Origin of the sequence: Ningiella algicola, from assembly GCF_028401415.2 — a bacterium.
Taxonomy (GTDB): domain Bacteria; phylum Pseudomonadota; class Gammaproteobacteria; order Enterobacterales; family Alteromonadaceae; genus Glaciecola.
In genome coordinates this window covers 2590188-2614299 of sequence record NZ_CP171821.2, presented here as the reverse complement: position 1 = coordinate 2614299, position 24112 = coordinate 2590188, and the positions used below count along the sequence as shown (strand labels likewise).

The 24112-nt window shown below is 42.8% G+C and carries 19 protein-coding genes; 10 read left to right on the top strand and 9 right to left on the bottom strand.

Going from position 1 to position 24112, the window contains the following annotated elements; genetic code table 11:
* Position 1: 1 nt before the first annotated feature.
* Genes recB through PN836_RS11235 form a run of 3 tightly spaced genes read left to right on the top strand, consistent with a single transcriptional unit; the run spans position 2 to position 7589 of the window.
* Positions 2-3919 carry an exodeoxyribonuclease V subunit beta gene (gene recB, locus PN836_RS11245; RefSeq protein WP_395338361.1) on the top strand — a complete coding sequence of 1306 codons (3918 nt, stop codon included), beginning with the start codon at positions 2-4 and terminating at the stop codon, positions 3917-3919.
* Between the two features lie 15 nt (positions 3920-3934).
* Positions 3935-5902, top strand: a complete 1968-nt coding sequence (gene recD, locus PN836_RS11240) for an exodeoxyribonuclease V subunit alpha (protein WP_395338359.1) — start codon at positions 3935-3937, stop codon at positions 5900-5902.
* Positions 5903-5927: 25 nt separating this feature from the next.
* Positions 5928-7589, top strand: coding sequence for a sulfatase (locus PN836_RS11235; protein ID WP_395338357.1), 1662 nt, complete (start codon positions 5928-5930; stop codon positions 7587-7589).
* 318 nt (positions 7590-7907) lie between these two features.
* Here PN836_RS11235 and PN836_RS11230 read toward each other — a convergent pair whose 3' ends face one another.
* The 4 genes from PN836_RS11230 to PN836_RS11215 form a co-directional block, all read right to left on the bottom strand.
* Positions 7908-8363 (bottom strand): hypothetical protein, encoded by a 456-nt coding sequence (locus tag PN836_RS11230; protein ID WP_395338355.1) that lies wholly within the window; start codon positions 8361-8363, stop codon positions 7908-7910.
* A 302-nt stretch (positions 8364-8665) separates the two neighbouring features.
* The gene (locus tag PN836_RS11225) at positions 8666-10345 is read right to left on the bottom strand and encodes a hypothetical protein (protein WP_395338354.1); all 1680 of its coding nucleotides are present in this window, start codon (positions 10343-10345) and stop codon (positions 8666-8668) included.
* Positions 10332-10766 carry a hypothetical protein gene (locus PN836_RS11220; RefSeq protein ID WP_395338352.1) on the bottom strand — a complete coding sequence of 145 codons (435 nt, stop codon included), beginning with the start codon at positions 10764-10766 and terminating at the stop codon, positions 10332-10334. Before PN836_RS11220 ends, PN836_RS11225 begins: the two co-directional genes overlap by 14 nt.
* Positions 10767-11295: 529 nt before the next feature.
* Positions 11296-13293 (bottom strand): winged helix-turn-helix domain-containing protein, encoded by a 1998-nt coding sequence (locus PN836_RS11215; RefSeq protein WP_395338351.1) that lies wholly within the window; start codon positions 13291-13293, stop codon positions 11296-11298.
* Positions 13294-13427: 134 nt separating this feature from the next.
* On the opposite strand from PN836_RS11215, the gene PN836_RS11210 reads away from it, so the two are divergent.
* From PN836_RS11210 to PN836_RS11180, 7 genes are all read left to right on the top strand, one after another.
* Positions 13428-13736 carry a hypothetical protein gene (locus PN836_RS11210; RefSeq protein ID WP_395338349.1) on the top strand — a complete coding sequence of 103 codons (309 nt, stop codon included), beginning with the start codon at positions 13428-13430 and terminating at the stop codon, positions 13734-13736.
* Positions 13717-13902 carry a hypothetical protein gene (locus tag PN836_RS11205; protein WP_395338347.1) on the top strand — a complete coding sequence of 62 codons (186 nt, stop codon included), beginning with the start codon at positions 13717-13719 and terminating at the stop codon, positions 13900-13902. Before PN836_RS11210 ends, PN836_RS11205 begins: the two co-directional genes overlap by 20 nt.
* 244 nt (positions 13903-14146) lie before the next feature.
* Positions 14147-15238: a hypothetical protein gene (locus PN836_RS11200; protein ID WP_395338346.1), complete on the top strand. Its 1092-nt coding sequence runs from the start codon at positions 14147-14149 to the stop codon at positions 15236-15238.
* A 163-nt stretch (positions 15239-15401) separates the two neighbouring features.
* Entirely contained in the window at positions 15402-16136 is a 735-nt protein-coding gene (locus PN836_RS11195) for a hypothetical protein (RefSeq protein WP_395338344.1), read from the top strand.
* 68 nt (positions 16137-16204) lie between these two features.
* Positions 16205-16885, top strand: a complete 681-nt coding sequence (locus PN836_RS11190; RefSeq protein ID WP_395338342.1) for a hypothetical protein — start codon at positions 16205-16207, stop codon at positions 16883-16885.
* A gap of 238 nt (positions 16886-17123) precedes the next feature.
* Complete coding sequence (locus PN836_RS11185; protein WP_395338340.1) at positions 17124-17597, top strand: excisionase family DNA-binding protein; 474 nt, start codon at positions 17124-17126, stop codon at positions 17595-17597.
* Positions 17598-17599: 2 nt separating this feature from the next.
* A complete protein-coding gene (locus PN836_RS11180; RefSeq protein ID WP_395338338.1) occupies positions 17600-18166 on the top strand; it encodes a PIN domain-containing protein in 567 nt (188 codons plus the stop codon).
* Between the two features lie 50 nt (positions 18167-18216).
* On the opposite strand, the gene PN836_RS11175 is transcribed toward PN836_RS11180, so the two are convergent.
* The 5 genes from PN836_RS11175 to PN836_RS11155 all read right to left on the bottom strand — a co-directional run bounded on the left by PN836_RS11175 (position 18217) and on the right by PN836_RS11155 (position 23987).
* Complete coding sequence (locus PN836_RS11175; RefSeq protein WP_395338336.1) at positions 18217-18810, bottom strand: paraquat-inducible protein A; 594 nt, start codon at positions 18808-18810, stop codon at positions 18217-18219.
* A gap of 74 nt (positions 18811-18884) precedes the next feature.
* The gene (locus tag PN836_RS11170; protein WP_395338335.1) at positions 18885-20243 is read right to left on the bottom strand and encodes a DUF1501 domain-containing protein; all 1359 of its coding nucleotides are present in this window, start codon (positions 20241-20243) and stop codon (positions 18885-18887) included.
* Between the two features lie 11 nt (positions 20244-20254).
* Positions 20255-21979, bottom strand: a complete 1725-nt coding sequence (locus PN836_RS11165; RefSeq protein ID WP_395338333.1) for a DUF1800 domain-containing protein — start codon at positions 21977-21979, stop codon at positions 20255-20257.
* 123 nt (positions 21980-22102) lie between these two features.
* The gene (locus tag PN836_RS11160; protein WP_395338331.1) at positions 22103-23113 is read right to left on the bottom strand and encodes a fatty acid desaturase; all 1011 of its coding nucleotides are present in this window, start codon (positions 23111-23113) and stop codon (positions 22103-22105) included.
* A gap of 145 nt (positions 23114-23258) precedes the next feature.
* The gene (locus PN836_RS11155; RefSeq protein ID WP_395338329.1) at positions 23259-23987 is read right to left on the bottom strand and encodes a DUF4019 domain-containing protein; all 729 of its coding nucleotides are present in this window, start codon (positions 23985-23987) and stop codon (positions 23259-23261) included.
* Positions 23988-24112 lie beyond the last annotated feature (125 nt).

Sequence of the window (24112 nt, the reverse complement as noted above, 5' to 3'; positions counted from 1 at the left end):
GATGCAAGTGAAGCCGCTTAATGTCATCAATATGTCGCTCGAAGGGGTTCACCTTATTGAAGCGAGCGCCGGTACGGGAAAAACCTTTAACATTACCCGCATTGTGATGCGTATATTGCTTGAAACCGAACTTAGCATTGAGCAAATACTTGTTGTGACCTTCACTAAGGCCGCTACTGAAGAATTAAGAGAAAGAATTGCGAAGACAATTACTGAGTTTCTGGCAGATTTTCATGGATTGGAAGCATCATTAGACGCAAGTGATGGCTCAGAATCAGATACCAAAAACCCCGTAATTTCACACTTTTTAAAAGTGTGTCTAGAAACCTTGCCTATTGCGCATGATGACGCAATTGCCCTGGGTATTAAGAAACTGAAAACGGCAGCGCTGATGTTAGACGAGGCGCCTATTTATACGATAAACGCTTTCTGTCAGAAAATGTTGGCTAAAGCGAATTTTCAAAACCGACTCGATTTCAATACTAAGATTGTAAACTCTCCTCAATCGCTGTTTATGGAAGCTGTTCAAGACTATTTTAGACGCCTCGCGTCGGATGAGAAATGGCTCAGCTTTTTGCACAAGGAAAACATGGCAACGCCATCTCAGTTTTTTGATCAGACTCGAGCAGCTTTACTGGACAGCGCCGCCCTTATAGCAATGAGTGAAGAAGAATCCAAGACACGCTTGTTGGATGAATTAAGTGTCTTGAAGACAGCGCCCGTCGTAGATGAGTATTTTGCGATCTTTTCAGAACATAAAAACGTGCTCGAAGCTGAGATGTTGCGCACCGATGCAGGCGCGTCGCAATACACAAGCCTACTTAAGTGGTTGGAAATACAGTTAAGCTATGACGATTTAGCATCTGAAGGTTTTGCTGCGCTTCCTGCGCTCATCGCCCCAAGCGTCGGTAATATATTGGGTAAACAAAAGCTCAAAGCCATCGTTAAGTTAGCTGAGAAAGGGATGATTAACCTTGATTTAGCTCGCTACGAAACAGCGGCTACGGCGTTGAAAACACATATTGATGACGCTAAAAAGTCCATTACAGCAACGATTACTTTGCTTGAAAAAGCCCCTTTTTTGGAGCGCTTATGCCGCGATATTTTAGCTCTAAAAGATGAAGTCACCCTTAAAAAGCGTGAGCAAAGTGTGATGGATCATAACGACACCGTAATGAAATTGGCGCAGTTGCTCAATCAAGAGGGTATTGACGCAGAATCTGCTTCTCAAAACCAAGGGACTGAGTTACGTAATTACCTTCGGTGCCTATACCCAGTCGCCTTAATTGATGAGTTTCAAGACACTGACCCTTATCAATATCAAGTGTTTTCCACACTCTATCCGAAAGGCTCTGAAAACATGCTGCTAATGATAGGCGATCCTAAGCAAGCGATATACGGCTTTAGGGGCGGTGATATTTTCACTTACCTGCAAGCGGCGAAAAACGTGAATCATCATTGGAGCATGCAGCATAATTTTCGCTCCAGCCAAGCAATGATTGATAGCTATAATGCGCTTTTTTATGGTTTTGACTTAGCCTCAAACACACTTTCAAAGATGAAAGCAATGCTGCCAAGTGATGACTGGGAACGAGACCTAAATTCAGGTGAGATTGTCAGTGCCTATCATAATGATACTGAGCAAAGCGCGCTTGAACCCCCTTTATTGCAAAACGCCTTTGGAAATGACATTCGATATTCATGGATTTATCCGGGTAAGCAAGCTCACCAAATAGAACAGCTTATCGAACAAAATGAAAGTTACGCAGCACTGCATTTGTATGTAAATGAACCCCTCTATGATTCAGACAGTAAGGTCAATGCGAGAGCGGCTTTTAAACAAGAGAGCGCGCAATATACGGCGAAAGAAATCTGCCGACTGCTTAATACAACGCAATTCTTGTGTGAAAATGGAGTATCAGAACCAACGCAGAGTCGTGAATTGGAGGCCAAGGATATTGCCGTTTTAGTGAGAACGGGCAGCGAAGCTCAAGCTATTAGAAAAGCTTTGCAACAAGTGAATATTAAATCGGTGTACTTAAGCAACAAACAAAATATATTCACAACACCTGAAGCTGTCTCACTCTACAATCTGATGCAGGGCGTTTTGCACTACCGTAATAAAAAAAGCGTTTTTCAAGCGCTTGCCAGTGAGCTTTTAGGTCTTGACTTCCAAGAGCTGGCAGCTATCCAAAATGGCGATGATCAAGTCTTTGAGAGGAACATTGATTTGCTGGTGTCGCTCGCGAATATCTGGACCAGGCATGGCATCTATTATTTGGTTAACGTGCTACTTAAAAGGTATTTCAAGGCGAGAGTTGACGCACAAGATTATGAGCGCGCCATCACCAACTATTTGCATTTGGCCGATATTCTCCAACAGCAGAGTAAGCGTCAAGCTCAAAGCATTTCGCTGATTGCTTGGTTTGAAAAACAGATTGCAGCTCAACACAACCGCGAAGAGCAGACGGAAGAAGACGATACCTACACTCAGCGTTTAGAGTCAGACGAAGCGCTAATAAAAATAGTGACTTTGCATGGTTCAAAAGGCTTAGAGTATCCCGTTGTGTTCATTCCCTTTGCTGGGTTTGCGTCAAAACCTAGAACTCAGCTGGTCAATAAAATTTATAGTCAAGACGCAAAACGTCAACAGATATATATTGGAGCCACGTCCGAGCTTATACGGGCACGTGAGCAGCAAGAGTTTGCTGAAGATATGCGCTTGTTGTACGTAGGTATAACGCGTGCAGCCAATCGATGTTATTTGGGTTTGGGTAAGCCTAAAGACCTGCAGGCAAGTCCAGTTGGGCAATTGCTTGGCGTCTCACATAATCCAAATGGCTCAAGTAATCCTGAGGATGTGCTTGCGCGCCTCACCGAGATCTGCAAAACCCATCCTGATTTGTATACCTTGCATACCTATAGCAATATTCCTATTGAGCCATATGAAAACGCCAAAATAGACAAGCAAAGCTTTGCTGCACAGATGTTTACAGGCAATACCGCGTCAGTTTGGCAACTGCACTCATTTTCTCGTATTGCTAAATATGCGCCGCATGTCGATTTACGTAACAAGGACCGAGACCAATATTTGCGCTCAATAAGCTCCCCAGAGGGCAATACGGATGAACTCGCTTTACGCTTTCGAGCGCCTCGAAACGCGGATACCGGGAATTTATTGCACAATATTCTAGAGGACCATGACTTTAGTCAACCCTTTAACATCAGCGAGCATCACGCGCATTTAGTCGCGTATGCACCTGCTCAAGCATCGAATCAGAATGATTCATTTGGCATCGATGAAGAGGAACTAAGTCAGTGGATTGAAGATGTTTTAGCGTGTCCAATATACATTCAGGGCGAGCAAAGCAGCGCTACTTTCCACTTGAATGACCTTAAGTACACACTGAAAGAACCCGAGTTTTACTTTCCAATTGAAGAAGTGAGCATGGCGACGCTTATGCATATGCTTGCCAAGCACCGAGGCTTAAGCGCGGATGAACTTATGCTAAACAAGGAAACGATAAACGGAATGATGCACGGATTTATTGATCTTTTGTTTGAACACGAAGGCAAGTATTACGTGGCCGACTACAAATCAAACTATTTAGGTGATGATTTTGCAGACTATCACTATGAGGCGCTTCATCAGTCCATTATGGAGCACAATTACGATCTTCAGTACTTAATTTACAGCTGGGCCTTACACAAGTTTCTTCTGTCTCGCTTAGCTGACTATAATTTCTCCCAGCATTTTGGCGGGGTGTATTACTTTTATCTGCGCGGAATGTCTTCACAAGGACCTAAAGGAAGTGGCGTGTTTTATCAAGCCATTAGCCAGAGTGATTTGAATCGCCTGTCGATGATATTTGAGACAAAAGCGCCGCATGAAGACCAACATGTGATGGATACGGAGTAATGAAGGCCGTGGTCAATGCATAATCATACCGAGTTATCCGTGTTTGACGATTGCAAGCTTAGCTTAGATGTTAAAGCAAATGCACTGTCGCTGGCCAGGCTGTTTTTTAAACGCAGCAGCGTTAGCAATCCGCATTTCGAATGCGCATCACTCATTTGTGCTGCCATGTTCGAACATCTTACAGCTGGAAACACTTGCTTACCCTTGGCCGTGCTTTGCAATAGAAAATGGTTTGTTGATGACGAGACAAACTCTACTTCAGAAAGCGCGCTCTATGACATTGCAAACACCCAAGCTGCTTCGGGCATTTTTATCGCAAAACTGCCCCAATTTGAAGAAGCGCTCAACATACTACTCAGTTTAAATAGCGCAAATTCGCGGCCTTATCGTCTGGTGAAGCGTTATGAGGCACTGTATTTTGCTCACTATGACGAATTGGAAGCTCAGCTTGCGCATCAAATCCGCAGCAAACTTAAGCAATGGGAGTTTGCGCCAAGAGAGACAGTGGCCCCTTACTTAAAGGCCCTATTTCCTAAAGCTAAATCATCACAAAATCCCAATGAAGTTGACTGGCAAGCGCAAGCCGTAGCCAACTGCCTGAACTGGCAATTCAGTATCATCAATGGCGGTCCTGGTACAGGAAAAACCTATACTGCCGCGCGTTTACTCGCGCTTGTCAGGATGCATAAGCCGAATTTTCGCATTATGCTTACTGCGCCAACGGGGAAAGCCGCTCAAAAATTAGGTGATTCTATTGTGCGAGCGCTGGACGAAGTTTTTGCAACATCTGAAATTAGCCATCAAGATTTGAATAACAGCACAAGATTTTTAAGCGTGCAGACTGTACATCGATTATTAGGCATTAATCCTTCTCGCGCTTATCGAGACTCCGCTAAGTATCATGAAGGTAGAACGCTAGAGTGTGACTTATTAATTGTAGATGAAGTTTCGATGCTTGATGCGCACCTTGCGCTTCAGTTGCTCAAAGCGTGCGATAAGCAAACTCGTATTGTGTTTTTGGGCGACGACGCGCAGCTGCCGGCCGTTGAGGCAGGCAATCTTTTAGGCGAATTGGTAGCGCTGTCGTCGGCATTGTCAGCTCAACATCAAACACCTTTCATGCTGACTTTGAAAAATAATTACCGCTCCAGTCAAAGAATTAATGCTTTAGCGACTTCAATACAAGAGGGTGATTTCAATAAAGTGATAAGCGAGTTAAATTCGTGCTTATCCACCTGGCCCGCTCCATTGAACAGTATGTGGGAAAAGCCCAGTGATCCGGCACTTGAAACAAAAAGTGAAGCCGAAAATAGTCAGGCTCGATTGACTTCAGTGCTCAACTTTCTTAGCAAACATCATTTTTCTGCTCTGGAACACGCGCCTAACGTGGGTGAGGCCCTTTTGCAGTTCCAGCGGCTTCGCTTGCTTAGTCCGCTGCGAAAGGGACGGTTTGGTGTAGAGGGATTAAACAAGCATGTTGTTCAATCACTAGGCTATGACAATAAACGACATATACCTAGCCTTAACGCCGCTTATTCCAGTGGCGATGGCGCACATCAAGTGTGGCACAAAGGCTTGCCCATAATGGTTACGCAAAATGACAGAGCAAACGGACTTAACAATGGCGACATTGGTATGGTTTGGCCAAATGCCCAAGGTGAACTACTTGCTTTCTTTCTGGGCGCACAAGGCACACAAACTGATGAGCTCAAAGCTATTTCCCGCTATCGTTTGCCTCAATATGAGCTTGCTTATGCGATGACTATTCACAAATCCCAAGGCAGTGAGTTTGAGCAGGTGATAGTAATACTGCCAGATAAGCCATCACCTTTGTGTCAACGAGAACTGCTGTTCACTGGCGTGACTCGCGCAAAATCCTCGATTGCTGTACTCTCTGGGAAGGAGGTGCTTAAAGCTACGCTTAAGCAGCGACTGCATCGAGATTCACATTTATGTTCGCGTATTCTTAATCAAGAAAACTAACTGAAAAGCGCTCTAAGGAGCAAACATGCAACAACTAATACTAACACCGCTTCTTAATGCCTGTTTTTTGCATCTGATTAGTCTATTAGTGATCACATCACATTTTATTTTCACTGGCTTGGCACAAGCAAATCAAAACGGTCAAAATGTTATTTTTATTTTGACAGACGATCAGCGCTACGATCAACTAGGGTTTATGAATCCAGAAATTCAGACGCCGAATATCGACAAATTAGCAAGCGAAGGTGTGCATTTTAAAAACGCCTTTGTCACCACTTCACTATGTTCTCCCAGTCGAGCGTCAATCTTAACCAGTCAGTATATGCACAACCATGGTGTAGTGGATAACAATTCTTCTGCCGATGAGTCATCAAGATTCTTTCCAGAATATCTTCAAGACGCCGGATACCATACTGCATTTGTCGGCAAGTGGCATATGGGAGGAACCGGAGGAGATGATAGCTATACAGACAATCCTCAGCCTGGATTTGATTATTGGCTAAGCTTTCCCGGGCAAGGCAATTACTTTCCCGTAAAAGATGCAAATGGTAAGACCAATACCTTTAATATTAATGGCGAGCGAGTCGAGCAAAAAGGATACATTACCGATGAGCTCACAGATTATTCGCTTGATTGGCTCGATTCGCGAAAGTCATCAGACAAGCCATTCTTTCTTTATCTTTCGCACAAAGCGGTACATGCTAATTTTGCTCCAGCACCTCGCCATGAAAGCATCTATTCAGATGTAACCATAGCGCTGCCAGCGTCCATGGCAGATACAGAGGAAAACTACGCAGGTAAACCCATGTGGGTGAAAAATCAACGTAACAGCTGGCACGGTGTTGATTTTCCCTACCACAGCACCTTAAATGTGGCGGAATATAAGCGTCAGTACTATCGCGCAATTGCAGCGGTCGATGACAGTATTGGCCGTATTATGGCGTATCTAGAAGCGCACGATTTAACACACAATACTTCTGTATTTTTGATGGGAGACAACGGCTTTCTATTTGGCGAGCACGGTTTAATTGATAAACGAAATGCATATGAAGAGTCTATTCGAGTGCCTCTACTGTTGTGGTCACCGTCTATGGTAGAGGCCTCTCAAACCGTTGAGAAAATGGCTTTGGGTATTGATATAGGGCCCACTATTTTGGATATTGCTGGGGCGCAATCACCAGAACAATTCGAAGGCGATAGTTTATTGCCTTTAATTGATACAGGCTTAGAAAGCATCAGTGGCAAAACCGCGTCAGACTGGCGCGATTCGTTTTTGTACGAGTATTATTGGGAGTTTAACTATCCGCATACGCCAACCACGTTTGCTTTGAGAACTGATCAATACAAACTTATTCAGTATCATGGTGTATGGGATACCGAAGAGCTTTACGATATTCAAAACGACCCGCAAGAAATGAACAACTTAATAGAGGAGCCTGCACTTTTACGCACCAAAGTAGAAATGCGCGAAAAACTATTTGAACTGTTAGCGGATAGCGATGGTGAGCATACCGTGCCCTATACCGAAAAATTCAACAGCGGAGCAGTACTACGAAATAAAGATGGATCAAAAGCAGCCGAGTTTCCTCAAAAATGGCTACGGGGAGATATGGCACCCGACAGAACACAATATTTTACACCAGACAGAAAGATTCTGGAGCGCAGAGAAAGCGACAATAACGACTAAGGTGTGAGGAAAACTTGCTGACGGACTGTAAATCAAAGGAGTCTGTTCGCTCTAAATCGAACATTGTCTGCATTTGTTGAATCGACCAGCTACATCGTTTATTTTTGCTTTGATATAGCGACGGGTGTTACATCTTTTTTGAGTTGAGGGTTTAATAAATGACGTAAGTAATCACGCATTTTCTACCAGACTTAATTTCCGTTTGCCATGCACTAATGTACCTTTACATAAGCTGTTACACTACCTTGTGAAACGACTCAGCATCCAATGTTGCATCGATTGCTAGCTAACATAGAGTTCGAGAAGAATATTGCCTATTTATATCTCATTTGCCTTTTGTTCTGCGAGTGCTTTTTGCTCCAATAGTGCTTTTACGCGCAATTGCCACTTTCGTTTAGACCATTGCAAACAACCAATAACCAGCGTAAGACTAACAACAGTCGGTTCAATACGCGGCAGATCTGGGTACATATACCACTGCGTTGCTGAATACCCTAGGTACGCAGCAATGCCAATTTCCACACCGCTTATCAAAGCAACGTAAGCAATTAAATGACTTCGACACAAAGATGGGAAAAAGGTGGTGATAAACGAGACCACAAATAAGCAGCCTGGTCCAAACACCATTAATATAATTAAAAATGCAGCATTATCGCCGTCAATCAACGCCACAAATTGATTGTGGCAAAGCAAAGTGAGTAATAAACCTCCAATAAACAGCGGAATGCTGCTCGCGGGTAAATCTCTAAATGGAACACCGAATAACCTTTTCATAGCACGCTCATTACTTGCCTTATCTGCCGTATACGATTTGACGTTGCCTAGCGCTCTCACCTTGCAATACGAGTGCACTCATGTCGACCGATAGGTCTTTTACAAACTTGGTTATTATTAAACACTGAGATCTTGCGGATAGCTATTAATTATTTTTAAAGTAAGGAGATTCAGTGGGCGCGGTATTCGTTCGCAAAACGAAAAGCGTCCACTTGGATCGTATCATTCTGAGTTTATTTCAAGGATGCTTGACGCTGAAAAATCGAAAAATCGCCATACCCAGGCAAGCATTTACTTTTTCTTCACCTTGCGATTATTAGCCTGACAGCATGGCGCGTAAAATCAAAATTATTTATGGTAAATAGCTTGGGCTCGCAACTTTCAATCATGTCAATAACAGCATGTACATTGTGATTACGAAACTTAAGTTTTTGCGATGAGAGCTCATAAATCCCTTTATGCAAGGTAAGAGAGGTCATGTCGGTCTCAAACAGAGTGATTGGAGAGCCATGATTCGACAGTTCGCAATAGGTCCAATGTGCAACATTCGAATAATTCCGTATAAATTCGTCAATATCCGGTATTGGGGCTTCTGCCATAGTGCGAGAACGAGCAAATATGCTCCCGCCACAGAAAAATGGCGCATAATAAATTCGCTTTAAGGCTCTAACACGAATCGCACTTCGATAGTCCTCAAAATTCAAATAGTATTGTCGTACTACACTGTAGTGATATTTCAGAATCATAGAAACACCTTTACGAAGCACGTCATTACTCTTATTGAGCATACCTTCACGTTGACCATGCAACATTTCGACAAATTCAACCACTGAACCTTCAGCTTGCTCACTTTGCGGCTCTCCAATGAAAGGAACCACGTGTTTTTCTGCAGCTTGTATGTATGAGATAACAATAGATGATAAGTAGACTTCGCACTCTTTAGGGATCTCATCCGGATGGATCCCTAATAGCACGCTGGCGAAGTGGTTTCTGTATGCGTTATATTGCTCGAAGTAGTATTTTTCGAAAGGCACATCTTTTAAATCCAGAAGATTGTATTTACTGTAAGTGTCTAACCATTCTTTCGTGATTTGCATCACCTGCTGCGCTTCATCCAGAAATGACGGCGCGGTCAGGCAGGATTTGTAGTTGTAACCACTTGGGACGGACGAGAAATGCGTTAAGTCCAGCCATTTGCCATCCATGCTTAGGTTGGAAGGCGTTAGTGCTCCATGCGAGAAGCGGTTTATATAAGCACTGGCAAACTGACAGGCATTCTTGGAGAGAAATTCCAATACGAAATCGATAAAGTTTTCTGAGGTTGATAGGGTGGCTTTGAATAACTGGTTGTTACTTCGGACGCGCTGAATATCCGTCGGCAATAGATGTTGAAATTCTTTATTTGATTTGTATGAGCCTGCACGTAAAAAATGCCCGACACGCATCACTTTATCGCGCACTAATATAGCGAGTTTTGTACTGCCGTTTAAGATTTTAGTATCTTCATCAGGACTGGAATAGAATTTGGAGTTACCTATATAAAAAAGCCCATGCACCTTCACGGAGCCTTGTGGCAGAATCGCCTCAGCGAGGTTGTGGTTGATGCATTCAACAATGGCTTCGTGAAGAGGATAAACACCATTGCCGCGATAAATACTGTCATGATCGCCTTTGACTGGGGTGACGCCTATCCCTTTATATTGCAAATTTGAATGGTTGCCAGTACGCGAGCCACCACAATTCTCGCCTATCCCAAATCCTCCATACATCTCAGCTTGGAAGCTAACGACTTGACTATTGTCGGTTGCGACATTGTTCAAAAAATCGTTAGGCAAAATAACAGCCAGGTGACGTTTAATATTTTCAATATCGATATCAGATTCGAACCATACCGTTTTGGCATCTAGGACGCGCTGACCCTCTACATCAATACACCACGGTTTAAATGTAAGTTTACCCTTTAATGGGTCATAAATACTCAAAATCTTCTTCGCCTAACCAATTGATATTCTTGATTAATTTTCCTTTCCCCTGCTGGTAAAAATGAACTTTATTTTTTCGTATATATACAATTGACGGCCATTTTCTAAGCTCTTTAACTAAGTACTTTGGAACAAAGCGATCATTTTCCTCAACTGTCAAATAATCCAATATGTAGGAGTATTTACCTTCGTCCCACTCGTAAAACTTTGATGGGAACCTGCGATACTTTAAAATTCCAATAAGAGTTTCTCGATTTACGTCAGCCCACAACACGCAAGCTCTTACTTGATTGTAAACATCCTTATAAATTCGATATTTACCAGCATTGAGTGAATACTCGAGTTGTTCAAGATAAAGGGGTGAAATATTTCTATCTTTTTTGACCTTTAAATTAAGGATTTCTAATGCTGGTTTATCCATGGTTACTTCTCTTCGCACTCTGGGCGGATGACCAAAGCTATTGTTTGTACAATTTACGCATTTCTGTGGAGCTGAGCAGAAACCGTCAACCTTTAGGCTGAGTAAATTGTCATCTATTGGTCAAGGTACATCTGTCGCGGCTTAGCGTTTCAATTAATATGCTCTGCTTGCAGATGTCTAAACAAACGAACATTAACTCTATAAAATCCGCTAGGCCCTCATTGAACCTTATCGTGAGTCATCACTAAATCAGCGCTCGATACCGAACCGAGCAACTTGCGAGACTCTTTCTTAATAGTTTGTTCAGATGGCAACTAACTATACACATTAGCAATATCGCAAAACGTTAATTTTGCAATTAAATAAACGATTTAGCCTTTTAAAGCTGATAGTTGTTACTGCAGTGCTTTTTCAGTTTGTTTCGACACTCATGAAACAAAGCCATAAAGAGAATACACCCAATCAGCAAGAAAGAAAAGCGGGTTAATTGCGTAAGCAAAACGCAATCAAAATTGATGATGACAATGCATCATTCTAGCACGATTATGCTAGTCTCAGACTCTGTAGGTTCGCCGGAAATGCACAGTTTCCCTTTAAAAGTGAGTGGCCTTACGCATGTTTCGGATTGAAACGAATCAACCGTTCCTGCCTCAAGATTGTATTCAAAGTACTCACCAATATCGTTTTGATAGACAATGTGCTTATCATTAAGGAGCCATCGGTAAGAGCTTGATGGCAATTCCAGTACCAATCGATCTTCGTTGTCATGAAAGTACTGCCATATCCCAGGTTGAAATCTTTTAGAGTAATACAGTTTATTGTCAAGTGTTCTGCCAACGAGTCCACCTTGAATATTAAGCTCTGCATCTGCTCCAGACGCCAAATCGTAAGCTCGTATCACCGAGTTTTGTCCAGAATAATCTGCGTACCCCAAAGTTTGCTGATAGAAAAATGGATTTCGGCCTTTGATAGTATGCAAAACTTCCAACTCTGAATAATAGACGTTGAGCCGATATAGTGTGATGCCGTCATTATCTTCAATGGCGAGAAATTCATTCTTCTCATCAACGCTGATATTAAATATACGTTGCTCTTCGATGAAATTACTGACTTGACGATTTTTTCTCGCCTTATGGTCGTACAACCAAATTTGATTTATTCCTGTTTCCGTTGAGACATAAAGAACATCGTTATCTGTCAGAAATACTGCAACACTTGCGTGAATATTGGCTTTGTTAGATATCAGATGAGAATCAACAGCGTCGTTGTAGGTAAGCTTTTGTGCCGCAAATTGTCCACTGGTCAACAGTATACTGTTTTCAGACGCGTTCGAAATATTGTGAATGGGCGTTAGCATGGGAAGGTTGATACGCTGAGCTTCCAAGGTGCCGTTAAATGTGACAATGGTGATCCCGTTTTTATTGTTTCTAAAGGCTAGCCTTGCACCGTCCCAGGCAACCGAGTAGTTGTTAGATTTTGTATATTCAGTCCAAATACGCTTCCAATTATCAGCTGAGTCGACTAAATCTATCCTAAACGTCACGCCATCTGAACTGGAAAGTAGTGCAACTAGGTCAGAGTTTGCATGCGTAATTACCTTGTAAAAACCCGCACCTCCGTCATTGTTAATGGCAATCCGCGTGACTTCGCCTGTGGTGGTATCGCCGAGGTATAAATCTGATGCTGTATCGTTAAACTTCGCATCGGTAATGAGGAGCCTTGTTTCATCCAGTTTAGCTAACGAAGAAGCATAAGAATTAGGGTTGCAAGGGAAGAGCGTTTTAAATGTAAACGTCTCGTAGGATTCGTCTATCGTGACTTTTTCGATGGAGCAGGATTCTTCGGTATACACACGAACAACGAGTTCGTTATCTGTTAACCATACGTTCTTGCGCACGTTCTTGTTTGGGAGACTAATTCGCAGTCTATCTCCTCTGTAGCGATCCAGAATTTCTGAATACCAATATTTGTCTTTGATATTTTTTTTTGAATACGCAACGCGGTCATTTGCAAGATTGTATGCTAAATCTAATTTGAAGTCGGCGTCTTCCAACAGCTTAGATGTTCTAACTTCGCCCATGTCGATAGCTGGAACTTGCTGGACTTTATCCTGCCAATCGATAGTGATGTTAAAAGCAATCACCAACAGGCTTACGATGCTAAAACTAAGTATCCATTTCTTCCAAGGGACAGGCACTGCCTTGTCGTCAGTGCCTAGCTTTCCGACAAATGTATATCCCTTTTTACTGGTATTGATAAACAGATTTTCGGCAATCCCCACTTGCTTGAATTTTTTGCGCAAAGAGGAAATGACTCGATTGAGGGAGTTTTCTGTTGCAACTGGGCTAGACCAGATTGAAAGCAAATTATCATATGTAATAAGCGTATTATCTCTTTCGATAAAATACGATAGGACAGCAGTTTCAAGGTTATCAAGATTTATGTACTGTTCGACTGAGTCTAAGCGACTTAGCTGCCCAGTTTTTAAACAATATCGCACACAATCATTGATAATGACTTCTTCCATTTACGAGATTCTCATGATTACATCATTTATCAATAATTTATAAGAAGTTTATAAAGATTTTATAAATACTTCAACAGGCTCTACGCGCTAAAACTAGAGGGGAATGTTACACAAACCCAAAAAGGTAAATAGCGATGAAAACCACAACAAAAGTTATCAGTACTTGTGCCATAGCAATTAGTTTATCAATAGCGTCAATGTCAGCATCTAATGCTGAAGAATCTGGAAATAGCGCTGTGCTCAATCAGCATGAAAATACACTTTTAAAGACGCAACTGCTGTTTGATATTCAAAAGCATTCAATGGAGGCAAGCCTTGTAATTTGCAAAGACTTTCCTTTTTGTCAGGACTATAACCTGGGCGGTAACAGTGAAGATAAAAAGAAGAAAAATGCAGTAAGTTCTAAAAGAGTGGATGCAGCGCATGAAACCATCAAAATTTGAGCAGAAAATTAGAGATCTGGTAATTGAAGCTTACCGACTTGGTCGAAGCGACGCCCAAGACGGCATTTTTATAGACCCAGATGAAATCCTCTCATATCTTCAGAATAATGAAAGTTGGATTGTGATGCCAGAATCCGCTGAATATTCTAGATTAGTTAAACACTAGTGGAAAAAATGCACTAATCGGTGAAGCAGAAATGTCTCATCGATTGGTGTAACACAATCACTAAATCATTTTGTCCTGCCCTTGTAAGTAAAAGTTTTAACAAGCAATACTCTTCAAGTTCATTAAACAATTTATTTGATAATCGTTTCTGCGCTATACTTAAACCGTAACTGTCAGTCAGATGCATGTATACACGTCAATTTAAAAATAACAATTAAGGAAATACTGCATGATTCAGTTGTCCTTGGAACAAGAGTTAGTCGCGGCTTTAAATGGCAAGAAGCCAGATTCATTCATGAAAGAACAGACTTACGATTATCAATCGATATTTCTAGCGAAAGTGTTCCCTGACCAAACTAACCCGAGGTTTTTCCCTGCTGTAATCATCAGCGACGACGATTCTAAGGATCTCATATCAAGAAGGATTACAAAAAAGCAGTTGTCGCGCATTTATGATGCCGAGAACAAGGTGATGATTGGCAAATCGTGCATCATAAATTGTTGCAAATACGATTCAGTAGAATGGCGGAAAGCGAATAAATCCATAGCATCCATTATTGAGCTAGGGGAAAACATTGCCGTATCAGAAATAATACAAGCACCAACGATTTATCCTTTACAAGACGGCAATTACAAAATATTAACGGGTCACCGGCGCTTCTTTGCGATGATCTACGCGAACGGCGTTAATACCGCATCGCATTTTAAGGTGTATCGCTCAAAACCCGTCCTCGAGAAGACCAAACAGTTTCAAGAAAATGCTAGCAGAGAAGACTTACCACAGTACGGAAAGCTGCGTGCATTTGAGGATGCAATGATGGAGATCAATATACTCAATGACACAAAAAGGAAGCTCGGCCAGAAGCCGCTGACGGTCAAGGAAACCGCGCATACCTTAGGTATATCTATGGGAGCATTTGACAATTATAATGTGCTGTGTCGATATCCGGCCGTCATTGAGGCATATGAAAACGGTGCTTCCATTTCCTTTGTCAAAATGAAAAAACATGTGCTTTCGCTAGAAAAAGACATCGCTGGAGAGAGGAAGACCTTCGGCATATTAATTAAAAATGAAATCAATAAACAACTTGAAACATTGCTGACTGATAAACAGAGCTTTGAAAAGCGCCAGTCAAACAAAGAAAAAGAGAAGGGGAGAGTAACTTCCTACAATATTGGTCCAGTTGTTGGTGCACAAGCGTTGAAAATGCTGCTCACTGAAGACATGACGGCACTTGACGTGGGCATTGACTGGAAAAGATTAGACTGGGAGGAAAAAGCGGCTGTAGATAAAGCTGTGGACGCGCTCGTAGCTTCCCTCAACAAAACGCAATAGTTTAAATGACGAATAAGGTCTCACGCGTGAGACGATATCAATTCACGTGATTATTATGCTTTGCAAAAATTTAAGGCTTAAAGTATAGACAATTCATCACATAGGCGTATTCTTGATATTGAAGCTTATTCATCTGCGCAAGATAATCAACAAGGATCATGATATGAAACAATTAGCATATTGTATTCTAGTAGCATTGGCGGCTGGCGTCGCCCACGCGGACGATACATCGAAGTTGAAAATACAGTCAGACGATGATGTTGCTAAAAGTATTTCGGTAAAAAAGTTAGACAATTGTCAGTGGAATCTGTCTCGTGTTGATACCTCCAGTGAAGTGACTTTTTTAGATAGCGCTGAGTACAAGGCTAGCGATATTCCCGAGGCCTTCTTTGACGACCGTTTCTGTATGTATCAGGTAGATACTTACCCAAGCTCACTTGAGACCTACACGTCTAACCCGAATTACGCTATACACTTCAGAAAAACCAGTACAGAGTTTTTCGATGTGCTTGAAAGATATCGGGAGAAATTCTCCACATATTCGACAATCGAAAATCAAGCAGCGTTTACGCGCGTATTTTTAAATCGTTTAACGAAAGAGTTTGCGGTGAAGCCTGCTGTAAGTGAAAACGCTAATAAATTTTCTATTTCTGTGTATTACCGCTCGTCCCACAATGGACAGTTTTCTGAACAATTAATGAGTCTTGAGGGGTTTGAAAACCCTGCTCTTGCAGCTGAGTTTGATAGACAAGTTTTAAAAGTGCAAAGAAGAGCAGTGAGACCACAAATTCATCTTGATATGGCTTATATTTTCAATGGGAAAGTGGTTGAAAATAAGTTTTTAGAATCTATGGGAGAAGACCTACTAAAAAAAGCGTTTTCTTCAAATCAAAGCTAACCGTAAAGCTACTTTTCCGTGGCTGATACATTTGCGTTTAAAATTGATGAAGAGCAATAAGCAATTCAATGATGAAAGAACTTATTTTTAATAATGAAATAGTTAGATCAAAGACATTCGGCGACTTGAATATAGATAAGTTTGATGCCACCAGCTGTCAATTTAGTGACTGTACGTTTCAGAAACTGAAGATAAAGGAAGTCTGTTTTGGATCTGGAGTAATTCCGACATTGTATAAAAATTGCTTATTTGGCGATGCAACGCTTTCCTCACATGCTCCTGGTCGTGCAACTTTTATTGGTTGTAAATTTAATAACGTTAAATTTGTAAGACTTTTCTGCACTGAAATTATTTTTAAAAAGTGTTTTTTCAGTGGCGATTTTCAAAAAGGAAATATTGTCGGAGAGCTAGCTAATTTACGTGAAGATTCAATAAGAGCTGATGACAACGATTTTACACAGCTAAGGTTTGGAGATGTCAGTTTTCACGATTTAGATTTTGCCAAACAGAAATTTTGTAAAGAAGATAGAGCATTAATTATAGAGAATGTGGAGGATTTTATAGTTCAGGCTAAGAAACAGTTGGACACAATTAGTGATTTCTCGTTACATGACGATGCATATCGCATTGTTGAAATATTAGAGCTGAAGAATGAAGATACAAATAATCAAATGTTTTTCAACCCCAAAAACTTTCCAAAGCATTTAGAAGCGGCGGCTAGGCATATTGCAAGTTATATCAGGTTCTGACACCGCTTTTCTACAAAAACTCATTTTAGTGCGATTCCTTGGCTGTAACGTCAAACAATGCGGCTCTCTTTATTTGACTTTCGAAAGAATAAGGGGAACTTAAGTACTGTGCCTTTCAATACTACACTTCACCTTTCGTTTCGTTTATTTTGTTTGTTTCGAATTTTTCGTTTATATTGTTGTCATATTTCACGTAATGTGACATTTTTTGTTTGTTCAACCACTTAGGAGACCAACCATGGTTGCATCAACCCGAATTGACAATATCGTTAGTCCAACTGAGCACGATATAGATTTGGCTCGAGCAAGCGCGCCTGTTTTATCGCAGATTTTAGGTCGTCATCGCGATGAGCCTGCGTTTGATGAAACTGTTGAGTTTCTCAACGAGAACGGTGAGCGCGTTGTGTTACCGGCCAGCGCAATTGAATTGCTGAAGAACATCTTGGTGCAAATGGCGCAGGGTAACGCTGTGACACTGGTACCTATTCATGCAGAGCTAACAACACAACAAGCGGCTGAAATGCTTAATGTGTCTCGCCCATTTTTCGTCAAACTATTGGAAGAAAAACAAATCCCTTTCAATCGTAAGGGCTCACATCGTCGTGTGCTTTTCAGAGATGTCCAGGCTTACAAAGCTAAGATTGATCAAGAGCGTATGAAAGTCCTCGATGAGCTCGCTGAGCAAGCGCAAGAATTGGATATGGGATATTAGTCTTGAGGTTTATTGCGTTACTGGACGCAAATGTTCTTTATCCTGCGCCGCTTCGAGACTTACTGCTTCGCTTAGCTGTTGCTGACGTTTTTGCGGCGCGCTGGACAGAGCGGATTCACAATGAATGGATAAGGAATGTACTGAAAAATCGAAATGATATTCTGCCAGAGCAGCTTGAAAGAACGCGGACGTTAATGAATGCTAATGTACGGGATTGCTTGGTCTTCGACTATGAAGAGCTTGAATCGAGTCTGTCACTGCCCGATACAGACGACAGGCACGTGTTGGCGGCAGCCATTCAGTGCGGCGCTCAGGCAATCGTTACATTCAACTTAAGAGATTTCCCATCAGATGAGCTGGATAAGTATGGTATAGAGGCCATTCACCCAGACACATTTGTTCAAAACCAACTGGACTTGCATTCTGGATTGGTTTGCCACGTTGTAAAAACACACCGGCTTTCACTCAAGAAACCACCTAAAAGTATTGGTGACTATTTATCTACATTGGAGAGCCAAGGTTTGGTGGTTTCTGCTGATCATCTTCGTGGTTATGCGGAGAATTTGTGACTGCATGTAATGTTTCCATAACTTGATTGAAGTTTCTGTAGCTAGAATGCTCAGCTTGCACTTGTAATCCCTGTTTTTGGTAAGGCTCTCTCGGTTGCCCCTAACATAAGCTGTGACCCAAGCAGTGACAACACACAATAGGACACAAAATAATAGAACCCTAGCCCCACATTCGACATGGTCTGTGTACTTATCTCAAACCCAATGCGCATTCCTAAAAATGATAAGTTATGCTGCTGTGCATTTTGCGTATGGTCAGTTGACAGCACCGCGAGAAAAACCGCCACTACGAATACATCCGCCATGGACCATTTCCCAACAGTCGCAACCAAATTACTCAATGTGCGCTGTAAGCTTGGGTTTTTTGAAAAATAGACGACGACTAAAATCGAAAACTTCGACAGCGGTATCACAACCGAAAATAGGAATATTAACGCAGCAACCAACATACGCTCGTCTTGCCAAAGCTCTTGAACGGTAGTGAGAATCGACAGTTCTTTATTCACAAGCTGTGACTCAATACTTGCACCTGAGATGGCTACAGCCATGTCCATTTGAAGATTGAACATTGGCATAATAATGCCTGGGAAAAACAAAGCGATAGCTACAAGGCTTAGGCCAAATCCTAGGTGTTTGTTTAACAACAGCCACTCCTACATTCAATTTAACTAGGTATGGCGAACATCGTAAAACGAATGCTGCTGATATAAAACCGGCATTAGCTAAAAAGATTGAAAGCACTTGTGTCAAAACGTGAAAGATTAGGGAATACCTCGTTAATTTCTGACGCCTCTAGGCCGTACCATTGAGCAATCTGCGAGCCAAATTGTTCGATAGACGTGGTGGGTATTATGCGCCCGTCAAATAAGTCATCTTCAGTGCCAATTGTTTGCTCGGGCATATGACCAAACACGCGCGCTCCGGCAATTGGCGTACCCAAAATCAGTTGATGACCAGCCCAGCCATGATCCGTTCCATCGCCATTGGAGGTGAGTGTGCGCCCAAATTCAGATTGTGTGAATGTGACAACGTTATCGTCGATACCACGCGCACGTAAATCAGCGTCAAAACCTGCCATTGAGCGTGTAAGCACCTCTTGAAGCTGCGGTAGCAAAACCGCTTGATTGTCGTGAGTATCAAATCCACCTAAAGATGCAAAGAAGATTTGTCGACTTTGCCCAAGCATTGACTGTGCGCTTATTAAACGTGCAATCATTTTTAATTGTTCTGCCAGCTGCGCCTCAATACCATAATCGACGGTAGTATGCGCTTGTGCACTTAAGGCATCACTTAAAATCGCATTGCTGTTCCGTGCAGACAGCACTTTTTGTGAATAATTTTTTGCAAAGCTATGTTGTGCGGCTTCAAGCAAGCGCAGATGATATTGAATGCGTGTATCGTTATAATCATATCGAGGGTCGAGCGCACCAAAGGCTTCCACGCCATCAGAGTTCATTACATAGTGTTTTGCCTGAACACCACTTTGAAACAAGTTGGTTCCGCCAAGGCTAAAACTCATGGGTAATACTGCGGCTGAACCAGACGAACCTGCGTCCATTAACAAATCAGCCATGCGGCCGCCCCAACCAGACGGGGCTTTGGTGTCCATCAGTGCATTTTGCCAAAGGGATTGCTGATCATTGTGCGAAAACAGTTGTGGCGGGGCTAGATTCTCATTATTGATGAGCATTTGCCGAGTAGCTGGCTCGCGCATTGGGCCCATGTTACTCACAATTGATGCGCGTCCTTGGTTAAATAAATCTGCAAATGCACTCGCTCGGCTATTCACGCCAATTGGATATGCATCCTCTTGATTCAAGCTAACTAAGTCATGTTGTGCGTAACTAAGTAACTGGCGGGTGCGCGCGTAGTCAGCGTATTGTCTGTCGTCGGTGGGCACGAATAAATTGAAACTGTCGTGCCCGCCATATAAAAAGATACACACAATGGCTTTGTAGTCGCTGAAGCGATTAGCACTAAGCGCATTGGCAAGCTGAAGCTGGGCTGCGAGACTATGAGAGCTAGCGATAGCGCCCAATGAGGCGAGACTGGCTTTGAGAAAGTGACGTCTTTTCATATGCATACCTCTTAGCGCTGAATCGCAAACTGGGGGGAGCTTGTCACCAAAAAAGTCAGCTCTTTGACCTTTTCATAATCACTGACCCAATCAGGGGCTTGCTCGCTGTACTCAAGCAAAATACCTCGCATCTCATCAGACATGCTTCCACTGAGTAAGACTAAATCCATGAAGTCGATATAGTTATTCACATCATTGCTCAACATGCTTTCAAAACGCGTGTAATCGATGGTGAAATCGCGATGATGACCGTCATCGATTTCATCCGGTGTGGGCACCCACAGTGACATCCATGCGGCGTGGTTAGATAAACGTACCACAAAGGTGTCATCAATAATTTCCATTTCAGGTGACACTATCGCTGCTTCACTTAACTCTCCTACTGGAGAAAAGTCCGGGGAGAAGAAATTAAATACGGAAGGGGATGCAAGCGGCGCTTGGTTAAATGAATACTCTGGCCATTGGGCTTTGGCTTGTGCTGGCTGATACAAACCAAAGGCTCTCATCATCTGCATACCGCGGACGAGTGGCTCTTTGACTTTACCAAAATACTGGTCTTGAGTATCAATGGGCTGTCTGGCCTCATCATCGAGCAATATGGCTTTTACCACCGCGCCTAAATCGCCTCTCTCTCCTAAGCCATTATCGTTGAAATAGGCAGCGACGCGTTCGATGTATGCGGGTGATGGATTAGATGTTACCAAGCGCTGGATGAGGTGCTTTGCAACAAAAGGCGCAACGTTGTCATGATTAAATAGGCTATCAAGCGCAAGTCTCATCGCTTCTTCGCCGTCGGTGCCGGGCTCTACCGTTACACCACCCAGCAAGACTTTACGCTCATCAATTGCATGATATTCGGGTACCAGACGCATTTGACTGTTGAAGTTACGATTCACCCACCACTGGTCCCAAGTGTCGGCTATAGTGCCATCAAAATGCCAGCCGGTGAATACATGAGCATAGGCTTTCACATCGTCTAAATCATAGGTAGGAATGGGCTCGCCGTCTTGCAATTTGAGTGAGCCGTCTAGGTTTAGCGCTTGCAAACCTATTGAAAAAAGCTGCATCACTTCACGGGCGTAGTTTTCATCGGGGCGGATATTGTTCTGTGCGTCGGGCTTCTCGTTACCTAACATATTCAGGTATGCTCCCATGACTGGGGATAAGGTAACGTATTCCAGTAACTCTCGGTAGTTCCCAAAGGCGTGAGCTGCTAAATCATCATAGTATTTCGCAAGCGCCGGGTGCTCGCCCTCTAGCTGGCTTTTTTCAGAAACCACAAAAAGCTGACTCAAGGCAAAGGCTACGCGCTGGCGCAGCTGATCTTCGCCGTTCAGCGCAATGTCTATCCATGCGCCGTGCCTATGCCCATTCCATGGAAATTCTGCGCCCTGTTGGCGTGCGTCATCGTCTGCATTGAAGATAGCTAAGGTTTTTGCACGGTGAGAGCTGATGCGCGCATTCTTTTGTTGCTCAAACCAAGCATCAAATCCATTGCTATTGAGCCATTCAATTTCCTCGAGGGTTGGACCAAAGCTTGCCTGCACGAGAAATCTAGCGGCGTCCTCAATATCTTGGACTGAGCGAGACGGAATGGCATCGCTTGGAGGTGTCGCAGGAGGCGGATTCTGCCCGCCTGTAGGTGGACTGCTTGGCGCGGTTGAGGAGTCGCCACCTGCGCCACCACATGCGCTAAATAGTATTGCCAGCGCTATGAGAACTAGCGTCCTTAACATGATGAAAATCCTGTGTACAATTTCTGTGCTGCAATTATTACTACTGTAAGACTACAGGATTGTACAATAATTCACCAATACATTTTCACCAGAACGCGGCAATAATACGGCAGATTGCGCTATTCAGGCGGTGTATAAATTAGCCCTTTTAATACTCTGCAAATCATTGAATCGTACCCCGTGTAAACGCAATACCTCGTTCACTTTATCGCTAATAAGCTGACGAATGTAAAAGGGTTGATTAGGCACGAAGTGATGAATGGAGTGCGTTTTTCCAAAGTTAAAGCAAAAAAGTTGAAAGGGCAAAAACCAACGGCTTGTGAGTACATGGGTTTGCTGAATGACGTTATTAACGCCGCCATAATAATGCATTGATGATGTAATTAAGTTTAACGAGGTTGAGCGGACGATATTTGGCACAATTAACACTACCATCAAAAACTCAAATACCGACATGACTGACAGTGCCCACGCAGGCATGTAGCTTGCGACAGGGAAAAACAATGCCGCAATGTAGTAAGCAATGACGCTATACAACACGACAAAATAAGCGGTTGAAACAGGAAAGGCTGCGTGGAATACGCGTGCAAAACTAAAGTCTTTAATTTCTTTGTTGTAAATGTTTCTAAAAACAATGAGGCCAAGTAGGCCATCCATGATGACAAGTAAGCGTTTAAAAGGATTTTTAATGCCGTTGCCGACCAGTCGCTCTTCCAAATCTTGTTCAGTACCAGAGACCGCATGGTGATGAAGATGAATTTTGCGTCTATACCATGGATTAATGGTATTGGGGCGCATCAACCAAACGATAAGCATCATGGCGTTGTGGATCATAGGCTTTTTACTAAAATATTGCTTATGGATCAGGTCGTGCTCCAGCTCATGAGAAATAGAGGCGAAGAAAGCAGCTACCAAGATACAAACCCACGCCGGAATCATCTCGTAATAATATAAGGCGGCCGTGGTAATCATTCCGCTTAATGCTAGCAGCATAATAATCATGCCCAGGGCGTTTTGATGCACAAGAAAGCCGTATCGTTGCCGCAACGTAGCCTCCTCTTCCTTGATGGCCCGTACAATGGCCCGAATGCTATCTCTCGATGAAGTTTCGCGTTTATTAATTGAGGTTGTCATAAGTCTCTAGATATTGGCAGATTTGAAAAAGTCGATTAAAAATTGATCACACATCATTATATGCGTTATATCAGAAATTAGGTCAATTTCTCAACTTTTGGGACCCGCAAGATATTCAGCCCTTGTAAATGCCTCGCCACACAGGCTATCGAATAAAGTAACCAATGACCTGCCATGTTTCATTCGATTTTCTCAGTGTCACGGTTTCTACACTGTGAGCTTTGTTTTCAAACTGCGTTGAAAATGTCAAGATGGTGTGTTCTCCATCCGGCAAGCCGGGCATTGTTTTCGTATATTTCGCAGTCTGGTGCTGTCGCTCGTTTACTTGTCCAAGTGGTGCGCGCACGCCATCAAGCGCCTGCCTCCACTGTGCCTCACTAACCTGGGATTTGAACAAGTCATCACTTTGTTGCCAACTCTGCTCATAATTGCCACTGTCCGTAATTGCAAGCCACGCCAGTGCCATGCGTTTGGCAGTCTCTAGCTGAGGATTATTTTCGGTGGATAGTTGTCCAGTACTGGCGGGCTGACTGGCTGGCTGGCTAGAAACGGCAGTAAACCATGCAGAAGCTCCCACAGTAAGGGCTAACCCTATCGCCAGCGATGCAAATACTGATTTGCGGAGCTTGCTCATTCGTCCCTTATCCGTTTTTGACGTCGTTTGTACAATTGCTTTCGATTCCATCAGATCTGCGGGCAATAGGTTAAATGCCATTGCTATCGCTTTGATAGAATCGGGCGACGATGCGCCGGTGTTTTCAATCCGTTGAATAGTTCTTAAGCTCAAGCCTGATACATCAGCGAGGTGTTGTTGGCTCCACGCCTTTTCTTTTCGTTTTTCAATAATTGATGATGCGCTTACTTTCATATCCATAAATTAATACTCATCATAGTAAATAGTGTGATAAGTGTTAATGACTCCACGAAAGTTGTCTACGACAGTATTACGACAATATACGACACACATAGATTCCGGCAGACATTGCATGCAGTATTTTA